Source organism: Thermopetrobacter sp. TC1 (genome assembly GCF_000746275.1).
GTDB lineage: Bacteria > Pseudomonadota > Alphaproteobacteria > Rhizobiales > Aestuariivirgaceae > Thermopetrobacter.
Window position 1 is genome coordinate 1,056,938 of record NZ_KN050828.1, and the last position, 11,726, is coordinate 1,068,663.

8 protein-coding genes are annotated in these 11,726 nt (G+C 60.2%); 5 read left to right on the forward strand and 3 right to left on the reverse strand.

Going from position 1 to position 11,726, the window contains the following annotated elements:
- Positions 1-29 precede the first annotated feature (29 nt).
- The 3 genes from EK16_RS08345 to EK16_RS08355 all read left to right on the forward strand — a co-directional run bounded on the left by EK16_RS08345 (position 30) and on the right by EK16_RS08355 (position 2,695).
- Entirely contained in the window at positions 30-374 is a 345-nt protein-coding gene (locus EK16_RS08345) for a DUF167 domain-containing protein (protein WP_231573640.1), read from the forward strand.
- Between the two features lie 80 nt (positions 375-454).
- Positions 455-1,357 (forward strand): bifunctional methylenetetrahydrofolate dehydrogenase/methenyltetrahydrofolate cyclohydrolase FolD, encoded by a 903-nt coding sequence (gene folD, locus EK16_RS08350; RefSeq protein ID WP_038036357.1) that lies wholly within the window; start codon positions 455-457, stop codon positions 1,355-1,357.
- 180 nt (positions 1,358-1,537) lie between these two features.
- Positions 1,538-2,695, forward strand: coding sequence for a patatin-like phospholipase family protein (locus tag EK16_RS08355; protein ID WP_197059656.1), 1,158 nt, complete (start codon positions 1,538-1,540; stop codon positions 2,693-2,695).
- Between the two features lie 690 nt (positions 2,696-3,385).
- On the opposite strand, the gene EK16_RS08360 is transcribed toward EK16_RS08355, so the two are convergent.
- A complete protein-coding gene (locus tag EK16_RS08360; protein WP_038035817.1) occupies positions 3,386-5,578 on the reverse strand; it encodes an AsmA family protein in 2,193 nt (730 codons plus the stop codon).
- Between the two features lie 226 nt (positions 5,579-5,804).
- Between EK16_RS08360 and EK16_RS08365 the strand changes: the two genes are divergently transcribed.
- The gene (locus EK16_RS08365) at positions 5,805-7,778 is read left to right on the forward strand and encodes an acetoacetate--CoA ligase (protein WP_038035819.1); all 1,974 of its coding nucleotides are present in this window, start codon (positions 5,805-5,807) and stop codon (positions 7,776-7,778) included.
- Positions 7,779-7,831: 53 nt separating this feature from the next.
- Here the strand turns inward: EK16_RS08365 and EK16_RS08370 are convergent, their stop codons facing one another.
- Both EK16_RS08370 and EK16_RS11555 read right to left on the reverse strand, forming a co-directional pair.
- The gene (locus EK16_RS08370; RefSeq protein WP_038035820.1) at positions 7,832-8,476 is read right to left on the reverse strand and encodes an alpha/beta family hydrolase; all 645 of its coding nucleotides are present in this window, start codon (positions 8,474-8,476) and stop codon (positions 7,832-7,834) included.
- A 93-nt stretch (positions 8,477-8,569) separates the two neighbouring features.
- Positions 8,570-9,487 (reverse strand): transporter substrate-binding domain-containing protein, encoded by a 918-nt coding sequence (locus EK16_RS11555; protein WP_081910387.1) that lies wholly within the window; start codon positions 9,485-9,487, stop codon positions 8,570-8,572.
- Positions 9,488-9,849: 362 nt separating this feature from the next.
- Between EK16_RS11555 and EK16_RS08380 the strand changes: the two genes are divergently transcribed.
- Positions 9,850-11,726: calcium-binding protein (locus EK16_RS08380; protein WP_038035821.1), on the forward strand; the 1,877-nt coding region annotated here is incomplete at its 3' end.

The window sequence follows — 11,726 nt, forward strand, 5'->3', positions numbered from 1 at the left end:
AGGCCATTCCGATTCATGATGAGGTTTTCGTGAGCAAGGATCCCTACGAGATCGTCAAGGAGCATCTTCTCATTCATGTGCGGCTAACACCCAATGCCCGTCATGACGGGCTTGGAGGCCTGAAAGAGGACGCGGATGGCCGCAGGCGGCTGAATGTTTTCGTCTCTGTGCCGCCGGAGAAAGGCAAGGCGAACAAACGCGCCATAGCGCTGCTGGCCAAGGCGCTGAAGGTGCCGAAATCGGCGGTGTCACTGGCGGCGGGCGAGACGTCGCGCAACAAGGTATTCAAGATCGCGCCGCCGTTTGATGAGGCACTTGAACGCCTGAAAGCCCATATCGCCCGCCATGAGCAGGACGGCGGCGCGGAGACTTGAGAGATATGCAGGCCAGTGATGTTCGCGGCCTTTGGGATGTAACCGGCAAGGCAGGGGATTTCGGGAGCAACGAGGCGGAGATGAGCGAGGCACGGATCATCGATGGCAAGGCCCTGGCTGCCAGGGTGCAGGAAAAGGTGGCAAAGGCGGTGGCCGAGCTGAAAAAGCGCCATGGCCTGACGCCGGGGCTTGCCGTTGTGCTGGTGGGGGACGATCCCGCGTCGCAGGTTTATGTGCGCAACAAGGGACGGCGCACGGTGGAGGCCGGCATGCGCTCCTTTGAATACAAGCTGCCGGCCGATGCCAGCGAGCGCGAGCTGCTGGACCGGATTGCCAAGCTCAACGCCAATCCGGATGTGCACGGCATTCTCGTGCAGCTGCCGCTGCCGCGTCAGATCCGCACAAGTGCGGTGATCGACGCCATTGATCCTGAAAAGGACGTGGACGGCTTTCATGTGGTCAATGCCGGGCGTTTGATGACCGGGCGCAAGGGGCTGGTGCCGTGCACGCCCAAGGGCTGCATCCTGCTGATCAAGCAGGTGCGCAAGACGCTGGAGGGCCTGCAGGCCGTGGTCATCGGCCGCTCCAATATTGTCGGCAAGCCGCTTGCGCATCTTCTGCTCGCGGAAAACTGCACGGTGACCATCGCGCATTCCCGCACGCGCGATCTGCCGGAGGTGACACGGCGGGCGGACATTCTGGTGGCGGCGGTGGGGCGGCCGGAAATGGTGCGTGGTGACTGGATCAAGCCCGGGGCGGTGGTGATTGATGTTGGCATCAATCGCGTGAAGGGAGAGGACGGTTCGCCGAAACTGGTTGGCGATGTCGCCTTTGCGGAGGCGCACAAGGTGGCCTCGGCCATCACGCCGGTGCCAGGGGGTGTGGGGCCGATGACCATCGCCATGCTGCTGGTCAACACCGTGCAGGCGGCCTGTCGGCAAAAGCGGGTGCCTGTGCCGAAGGTTCTCAAGGATTATGTGTAAGGCCGCAATCGCTCTGGTTTGGCGCGCGCGGCATGCTGCATCGGGGCGCACTTTTTCGGAAAGCCCGGGATAAAAAAACGAATCGGCAGTTGCCGAACGGGCCGGGTTCACCTACCCTGAGATGCCAGCGAGGACGTGTTGGGGAGCGCATCCATAATGCAGGGTGCCGGCATTGCATATATGAATTTCAAAACGTCCGGGAGCCTGATCCGGCGCCTTGTGTCCTGGTGTCTGCTGATTGTTGCGGCCGTCTGGCTGGCGGGATGCGGTGCGGAGGTCACCCGGCCGCTGGAGGATCCGGCCCTGCGCACGACAACGCCGCAAGGGTCGGTGTCGCTTTATGACGAGGCAGACAATCCCGCCGCCACCATTGCGGATGTCAAGCCCGGCAAGAGGCTGGAGATTCTTGCGCTGTCCGGCGGTGGCGCGGAAGGCGTCTTTGGTGCCGGTGTGCTGAAAGGCTGGACGGAAAGCGGCAAGCGGCCGCAGTTCGATATCGTTACCGGCATTTCCACCGGCGCCTTGCTCTCCGTCTTTGCCTTTCTCGGGCCGCAGTATGACGAGGCGCTGCATGCGCTTTACACCGGCGTGGACGCCAAGGATATCTTCCGACCCAAGTCGGTGCTTGAAGGGGTGACCTCCGACAGTCTCACCGACAACACGCCGCTGCGCAGGAAGGTGGAAGCGGTGGTCACGCCGGCCTTTCTTGACAAGATCGCACGCGAATACCGCAAGGGGCGGCGGCTGTATATCGGCACCACCAATCTTGATGCCGGCAAGCTCGTGGTCTGGGATGTGGGGCGCATTGCCGTCTCTGGCCATCCGAAGCGGGTCAAGATCGTGCAGGACATCCTGATGGCCTCTGCGGCGGTGCCCGGATTTTTCAAGCCGGTTTATATCCAGCCGCTGGAAACCAGCAAGGCGAAGCAGATGCACGTGGACGGGTCGGTGAAGGCGCCGTTCCTGCTTCTGCCGTTCATGCTGCGCCCCAAGGCGCCGCAGGGCAAGGCCGTCTACATCATCGTCAACGGACAGCTGAAGCTGCTGGATGCGGGTGCGGCCGTGAAGCCCAAGACCACGCATATCGCCGCCAAAACCGTGACCGAGCTGATGCGCGAACAGATGAAGCGCACCCTCTATCAGGCCTATGTGCTCAGCCGCAAGACGGGGGCGCGTTTCAATCTGCTCTATATTCCCGACGATGCGCCGGGCGACACCAACGCGCTCAATTTCGACCGGGCGCGCATGCGCAAGCTATATGAGATCGGGCGGCGGCTGGGCCGTGAGGGGCGCTGGGTGCATGCGCCGCCGCATCTCGCGCGCGAGGAGCGCTTCTAAGCCTTTCAATTGTGCCGCAAGCCGTGGGACGTGATTTTTTGGCGAATCCCAAGGGCTGGAGCACACCACGCGGCAGATGCCACACCGTTCGACATATTTACACAGGCGAGAACCCATCATTGTAAAAAATTCAGGAAACATCATATTGCCGTCAAATCGACCGGAGAAAAAAGACTTTCCATATGTTGGGAGTTAGTTGCTTAACCCATTGATAAACAAAAAGAAAACGTCATTGCCGGACTTGCGTGTCCCGGGCTTGAACCGGGATCTTGGCAATCCAGGGCCAAAGAACCAAGGCGGTTTTGGTGGGCGATGGCACCTGCTTACAGGCCATACTATACGATACACACACATCGTCATACCGGCGAAAGCCGGTATCTAAGGTCATAAATTCCTGAGTTTGCGGCACGAGACCCCGGCTTCCGCCGGGGTGACGAGTTAGATGGCAGCAGTGTGTCGTGTAGTGTGCCAGTGGTTTGAGCCGTATGAAAAAAATGCTGAAACGGGATTGTATCCCGTTCCGGAATGTTTCGGCTGGATATATTACCCCGCCAAAACGTTCAGGGAGGATATGAAATATCTTTCCGGCAGTGGGGCAAAGGATAGAGCCCGGAAGAACCGTTCCTGACTGCCATCACAGCAAGCGTAAACCGCCCTTGGATCCCCGGAACACGCCCGGGTATGGCGGGGTCAGCGGAAGAGGTCTTTGAGAAGCTTCCTGGCCTTTTTCTCCACCTTGTCAACGGCCTTCTTCGCCTTGTCCTCGCCGATGACCTTTTCCAGCTCGCGGGTGGCCTTCTGTTTCAGTTTCTCGCGCTGTTTTTTTACGGTCTTTCTGGCCTTCTTTTCGATGGCCTCGATGGGCTTCACCCCCTTACCACCCGTGACCTTGCCGATGAGGGATTTCAGGCGGCGGTAGGCTCCTTCGGGATCGCGCAAGATGCCCTCGATATCGGGATAGATCCTGGGATCATCCCAGGGGCCCCTGACGATGATGGGAACCGGCAGGCCCTCAAGCTCCTCGCGGCCGCCCTGGCCCTTGAGGCTGGCCACGATCTTCGGCTCGATCCTTAGATCCAGCCGGCGGCGCAGCAGATCGATCTCGCCGCGCCCTTTCAGGCGCACAAGCGGGCCGAGCAGCTTGAGACTGTCGGTGACGGCAATACCGTCCTGGATGCGGAATGCGGCGGATAATTCGGCAAAATCCGTCTTTTCTTTCGGCGCTTTTTGCCAGCCGTTGATGATGGCCGTTTTCACGGTGCGCACCAGGCGGGCGATGTTGATGCCGCGAATGGCGCCGTCCCTGAACGTGATGCGGGCGCTGCCGCGCAAGGTGCTGATCATCTCGCGCTGAGAACGGCCGGCGGCCGCGAGGGAGGCGTCGATGAACAGCCGCCCGCGGATGCGGCGGATATCGGCAAAATCACGCAAGAAGGCCTCGCCATCAATGCCGTTGGCGCGCAGGGCGATCTGCACCGCGGGCGTGCGGCGGGCGCCGTTCAGGATGATGCGGCCGGTGGCCTGCCCGCCATAGAAGGCCATTTTCTTCAAGGTCGCATCGAGACGGCCTCCTTTAAGCCGGGCTTCAACGGTGCTGGCGCCGATGCGTACATTTTTCCAGAGAATGGCGTTGGTGGCGAGAAGGAGATGGGCATCCACGGCCTTAAGAGGCGAGAAATCGATGGGCGCATCGGCCCAGTCGCCCCCTGCGCCGCGGGGGCGTTTATCGTTCTTGCCGCCGGCCTTTCCGGCCGTGGCCTTTCCTGCCTTTGCCGCAGGGGCGAGATAGACATTGGTGTCGATGCGGTCCACGCCGAGGCTGGCAGCGATGCTGGGCCGGGCGCCGGACAGATCGATCCGCAAGGTGCCCTGAGCGTGCATGCCATCCAGTGTGATGCGGGCCTTCTTTAGGGTGATGCGATTGCCGGCGCTGTCCACCGCGCCTTTCACGGCGAAGGTGCCAAGACCGCGTCCGGGAGAGAGCGGCGCGCCGGCCCAGGCGAGGAGATTGCGTAAGGACGGGCCCCTGGCCTCGATGCGGCCGGCGAGGACAAGACCGTTCTGAATGCGCAAAAGCCCTTCGTAAGCGGCCTTGATCTCCGGCGCGGAAACGCTGGCGGAAATGGCGCTGCCGGCTGTAGTGAGCCTGTCGGGCGCCTTCAGGAACAGGGCGATGTGCACCGGCCGCTGCCGCCAGATGAGATCGCCTTTCAGCGACAGCGGTGCATCTGGCCGGGGCAGGGAGATGACGAGATTGACATCATCGGCATCAAAGCGGCTTGCAGAGCGGGCATCGGTGAAATGCACGCGGCCCTTGCTGATGCGCACAGGGGCAAGGCGGATTTCAGAGAGAAACCCGCCGACATTACTCGTCACAGAGGGCTCTTTCTGGCGGTTCTCCTTATCCGCCGTTCCTGATGCCGTGCCTTTCGCGGGCTCTTGCGGCGCGGAGAAATCCCAGTTGGCGCGGCCCTTTTCATCCACGCGCAGGAAAACTTCCGGCCCCTTGAAATCGATGCGCTTCACCTGCAGCCGTCTTTGCAGCAGGGGCTTGAGCGCCACGGCGAGATCCAGCGTTTTCATGCGCAGAAACACGCCGCGCCCGCCGTTCATCCAGGGCGGATCGGACAGCGCTACATCATGCAAGCGCAAGGTCAGCGTGGGCCAGAAGGCGACCTGGGCATCGCCGATCTTGAGGGTGCGGCCCGTCTGGCTGGCAACGGCGGAAATGATCTGCTGACGGAAGAAATCCGCTGAAAGCAGCACGCGGCCTGCAAAGAGCAGCCCGGCGAAGAGAATGATGAAAAGAAGGAGAAAAACCGTCAGCCGCCGCAAGGCCCGAGAGGCACGCCGCTTGCGGCGTTTCTTGCGCGTTCTTGCCATCGCTTTTCGCTCGCCCCCAGTCGTGGCCATCTCCCCGCAACCATTTGGGAGTCTAACGCGGAAAGATCGCGTTTGTCCACCGCAAGGCTCGACAAAGGTCGAATGGCGGAAGGAAGCGCTGCCTCTTTGGCATCGTTGTTTGGTGCGGTATTAAAAAGCTGAGACACCTTGCCGCAGACAATCGTTTCTTCCGACCATCATCCGAACCATCAGCGGAGCCGATCCCATGTCCGAGGCGCCTTTGTGGATTCCTTCCGAAGCGCGCAAGGCGCAAGCGCTTCTCACCCGTTTCCTCGACCTGGCCCGGGAACGTTCCGGGCGCGACATGGCCGACTATCGTGCCATGCATGCCTGGTCGGTTGCGGATCCGGCCGCTTTCTGGGATGCGGTGTGGGATTTTGCGCGCATCCGGGGCGAGAAGGGCGAGGTGGCCTATCAGCCGGCGGAGGAAATGCGCAAGAGCTGCTTTTTCCCTCAGGCGCGTCTGAACTATGCGGAAAATATCCTGGCGCCAGGCACGGGGCGGGAAGAGGAGCCGGCCCTGATCTTTCGCAACGAGGCCGGGCTTGAGCGCGTGCTTTCCTGGGAGGCGCTGAAATCGGCGGTGGCAGGGCTGCAGAAGGCCTTTCTCAATGCCGGTGTGAAGAGGGGTGATCGCATCGCCGCTATCACGCCCAACATGCCGGAAGCCATCATCGGCATGCTTGCCGCCTCTTCCATCGGAGCGGTCTGGTCCTCCTGCTCGCCGGATTTCGGACCGCGCGGCATTCTCGACCGTTTCGGCCAGATCGAGCCGGTGCTGCTGCTTGCCTGCGACGGCTATCATTACAACGGCAAGGTCTTCGACATCACCGAGAAGGTGCGTGCGGTCAAGGCGGAGCTGCCCAGTGTGCGGCAGGTTATTGTCTTTGATCATCTCGGCCGGGCTCAAAAAGCCGCGTGCCAGATTCCGGACGCCGTCACCTGGGCGGATTTCGTGGCACCTTTTGCAGGCGAGAAAGAGCCGCAATTTGCGGCGCTGCCCTTCGATCATCCGCTTTACATTCTTTTTTCCTCGGGCACGACGGGGGTGCCAAAGTGCATCGTGCACAGGGCAGGCGGCATCCTGCTCAAGCACATGAGCGAGCTGATGCTGAGCGGGGATGTGCGCGAAGGGGATCGCCTGTTCTACTTCACCACCTGCGGCTGGATGATGTGGAACTGGCTGGCGTCCGGTCTTGGCGCCGGCGCGACCCTGCTGCTCTATGACGGATCGCCGTTTCATCCCGGCCCGGAGGCGCTGTTCCGTTTTGCCGAAGCGCATGGCATGACCCATTTCGGCACATCGGCCAAATACATCGATGCCTTGCGCAAATCCGGCCTTGAACCCAACGGGCAATTCGACCTTGGCAGCTTGCGCACGATGTTCTCCACGGGCTCACCGCTGGCGCCGAAGAATTTCGATTTCGTCTATGAAGCGGTGAAGGCGGATTTGCATCTTGCGTCCATATCCGGCGGCACGGACATCTGCGGCTGTTTCGTGGGCGGCATTCCCACCGAGCCGGTCTGGCGCGGCGAGATTCAGGGACCGATGCCGGGCATGGCCGTGGATGTTTTCGACGAGAACGGACAGCCTGTGCGGGAAGGGCTGGGCGAGCTTGTCTGCACGAAGCCCTTTCCGTCCATGCCGCTGATGTTCTGGAACGATCCGGAGGAGAAGAAGTTTCGCGCTGCCTATTTCGAGCGCTTCCCCGGCGTGTGGCATCATGGCGATTTCGCGGAGTGGACGAAGCATGGCGGCATGATCATCCATGGCCGCTCGGATGCCACGCTCAATCCCGGCGGCGTGCGCATCGGCACGGCGGAAATCTACGCGCAGGTGGAAGAGATGCCGGAGATTGTCGAGGCTCTCGCCATCGGGCAGAAGACGCCCGATGATGACGAGCGCATCGTGCTGTTCGTGCGGCTAGCGGAGGGCGTTGACCTGACGGAGGATCTGAAGCAGGAGATCCGCCGTCGCATCCGCAGCGGGGCCTCGCCGCGACATGTGCCGGCGGTGATTGCGGCGGTGCCAGACATTCCGCGCACGCGTTCGGGCAAAATCGTTGAGATTGCCGTGCGCGACGTGGTGCACGGCCGGCCGGTCAAGAATGTGGAGGCCCTGGCCAATCCGGAAGCTCTGGAATACTTCCGGGATCACCCGGATCTCGCCTTCGATTGAGGGGGGCCTGAGAGCCCGTCCGGAATGCCTTGCGGGAGCGGTTAGGGACGGCATCAGGCCGCATGGTGCCGGATGAAGTCGGCAACGGCGCGGGCGGCCATGGCCATGTTGTTGGCCCAGGTCTCGCCGCTTTTCACGCGGGGCTTGAGGTCGTGATCACCGTCCGGCGCCCAGAAGATGCGGATGGCGGGAGAAAGTGCATAGGCTTCCACTTCCTTGCGGGTTCCGAAGGGATCACGGTCTCCCTGGCAGATGAGCGCTGGCGTTTGCAGGCGCTGCAGGTGATCGATGCGCAATTGCTGCGGCCGGCCGGGCGGGTGAAAGGGATAGCCGAGGCAGACAAGCCCTGTGATGCTTCCCTCGGCATGGAGTTCATCGGCCAGCATGGAGGCGATGCGCCCGCCCATGGACTTGCCGCCGATGAAAAGCGGGGTCCTGCCTTGCCAGAAGCTCAAGGCCTCGCGGAATTCCTTCATGAGCCTTTCGGTGCGGGGCGGCGGCAGACGGCGCCCTTCAGCGCGGGCCCGTTTCATGTAGGCGAAGGGAAAGCGGGCCACTGCAATGCCGTTTTCGGCGATCAGGGCGCTTATGCGGGCAAGAAAGGGGCTGTCCGGCCCGGCGCCGGCGCCATGCGCAAGCACAAGCAGCGGCCGGTTTCTTTCATCGCCGTCGATGATCCAGTCACTTTCTTCCAGCATTGGCACGCCCCGGATTTGATGAATGGCAGGCCCTGTATCTTATCGTCTGGGATTGATCTGGTTTCAGTGTGAACCGTCAAGCCATCACGGCGCTTACGGGCGTTTGTCGCCTTTTTCCTTTTTCATGGTCTTGCGTTCCTGCGGCGGAATAACAGGAGCGAGAACGGGCAGCGTGCGCGCGATCACCCGGCGCAGGCGGCCGTCTTTCTGCATGTCGTCCAGGGTCTTGTCCAGAAAGGTGCGCAGCTCGTCATTGCCGCGTTTTATGGCGATGGCCTGATGATTGTAGGCAAAGACACGGGCCGGCACCCAGCCTGGCAGAAGGCGGCAGCAGCCTTGTGAGGCGCTGCCCGCCACCCAGTAGGACAGCGGCAGCCAGTCGCCGAACAGCAGGTCCACCTTGCCTGACTTGAGCAGGGCAGCGGCCGCCGAAAAGCTGGCGACGCGATGGATTCGGGCCTGGGGCAGGGCGCGGCTCAGCCAGGCGTCATGGACCGTGCCCTTCACAACGGCGATGCGGCGGGATGTGAGCGTTGCACCATCGATGCGCGCTATGGCGGCATCGCGGCGCACGGCGAAGCGGCCCAGTGCCTTGAGATAGGGACGGGTGAAATCGAAGCGGGCGAACCAGCGCGGCGCAGGGCGCAAACCGGCGAGCACGGCATCCCCCTCGCCCTTTTCCAGCGCACTGGCGAGCTGATCAAAGGGCCGCACAACGAAACGGCATTCGATGCGTGCCTCGCCACAGATGGCACGGGCCACCGCGATGGCATGTCCGCGCAGGGCACCATGACGGTCGCGGAAACTGAAGGGCGGATAATCGTCGCTGACGATGAAAGCAATGCTCCTGATCGTGCGCGGGGCCTGATCCTCGAGCGTGGCATCGACATGGCGCATGGGCGGAATGTGAAGCCCCTTCTCCGCCGCCTCCTGCCCCAAAGCGGCTGCAGCAAGGACGAGAGGCAGGGCGGGGACAAGGAGGACTGCATATCCGGAAATTCTGGCGTTCATGGCCCTCCGTGCCGTGCAATGGTTTTCGTGCGCGCGTGCTGAAGTGGCATGTATATGAAGGCTAATGGGCAGGCCTGTCAAAAGCGGGGTGGTGACTTGCGGGAGAAGAAACGGCTGTGGGGCGGGAAAGTTTCAAGTGAAGGCGGTTCAGCATTCTTGCATGGGCTGATGAAAGCGAATCTTAAGTAGAAAAGGGAATTGCAGATGTCAATTTGTGAGTGGTGAATTGCGATTCAGAATCGTGTGAATTTCACTCTGCAAACTTGACGGGAATGGTTAACGTTCGTTAAGAAGTTCCGTCGGAGAAATGGCAGAATACAGAAGTTGTTTAAACAACTTCTTACAACCTATCGGGGGATATCATGGGCAGATATTATCAAAGCTGGGTGGAGGGCCTCATTACGGGAGGGCTGGATATTGATGCAAATTCCAGCACAAATACTCGTATTGTCGTGAAAAACTATGTCGAGGATTATCAGGGGAACTCAGTCTGGGACGGGACGCTGACAGTCTTTCAAGGAACGTTTACGGAGAATTCCGGGAAGTATTCCGGTCCGGTTAGCAAAATCCTGCACATCGACTACAACGGTGGCAATCCGAAAACTCTTCTGGAAGTGGACATGCCACAGGGGCAGGAGCCCGACTTTTCCACCTTCCAGAATGATTTTGATCATGCCGTGCAGCTTCACAACGACATGAAGGCTGTGGGGCTTGATACGGATAATGCATCGTTTGCCTCTGCTCAGGGCGGGACGGAAATCGTTCTTGATAATGGTGACGGCTATCTCATCCGTTTCACGGGCACAAATCTCCCAACCAGTGATATCCATCATCCCAATGAAATCGATGCCTCTGCCACGTTTACCAAGGTCGAAAAGATCGATCCGAATACCAACAGTGTCGTGGCCAGCAAGGATTATTCTGCCTCTCCCGAAAATGCGCGCTTTTTCGTGAAGGCTGTCTTTGAGCCGACGATGATCGTCACGGATGATTTTCTGTCCGGTGATAACACGATCACCACGTTCAATCTTGCATTCGGTGATGGCATCTACATTCATACAGGCGCCGGAACCGATACTGTCGATACGGCGACCAACACGCCGGATGCCTTTGTTTCAATCATGGCAGAAGACAACCAAGACGTCATTCATACTGGTTCAGCGTCCAACAGCGAGCTGGATTTCAGCGCTTATTATTCAGGTGGGCAGGGTGTGTCCGTTGATCTGACGGCGGCGGCACAGAACAACACCATTACGGGCATTCGCGATATCACCGGATCGAATTACGACGATGCGCTTACTGGTGATGACAACTCCAACAATTTGTCTGGTGGCGCCGGGGATGACCTGATCGATGGTGCCGGTGGGTGGGACACCGTTGATTATTCTGATGCGGACACGGCGGTGAATGTCGATCTGTCCGCCGGTACGGCCAGTGATGGCCAGGGAGGTACCGATACACTCATAAACATTGAGAACGTCATTGGCAGCGATTTCGACGATACGATCACGGGCGATGCCAATGACAACATTTTCAATGGAAATAGAGGAGATGACACCATCAACGGCGGTGGTGGAAATGACATCTTTCTGACGAGTTTTGGCAATGACACGTTTGATGGTGGTTCAGGTACACTTGATACTGTCGATTACGAAATCTCCAACCAGGCCGTGAATGTCGATCTAGCAAATCACACGGCCTCGGATGGCCTTGGTGGAACCGATACCCTGCAGAATATTGAAGCTGTCATCGGCTCTCCATATGACGATACACTCACAGGCGACGGTGGCGATAATATTCTTTCCGGCTATTATGGAGATGACACGATCAATGGTGGGGGCGGTGCAGATATTCTGCGTGGGGGAAGTGGAAGCGATGTTATCGCGGGCGGAGACGACAATGACCGGCTGATCGGCGGTGCCGGCGATGATCGGCTCACCGGTGGCGCGGGGGCCGACACATTCGCCTATGACGGGCAGCTTGATCAGAACGGCAATCCCATCACGCCGGACTTCGGCAACGACGAGATCACCGATCTCGATGCGAGCGCCGACAAGATCCGGCTGGACATGTTCGTCGATGACGGCGGCAGCATCCGGCCGATCAACCGCAACGACGTGGACATCACGGACGACGGCAGCGGCGGCAGCTATATAACCGCGAAAAATCCGGCCTATTTCAGCGGTCAGATCCATGTTCGCAATTCGGATCCGACGACGACGGAAACGGCCATGGAGTT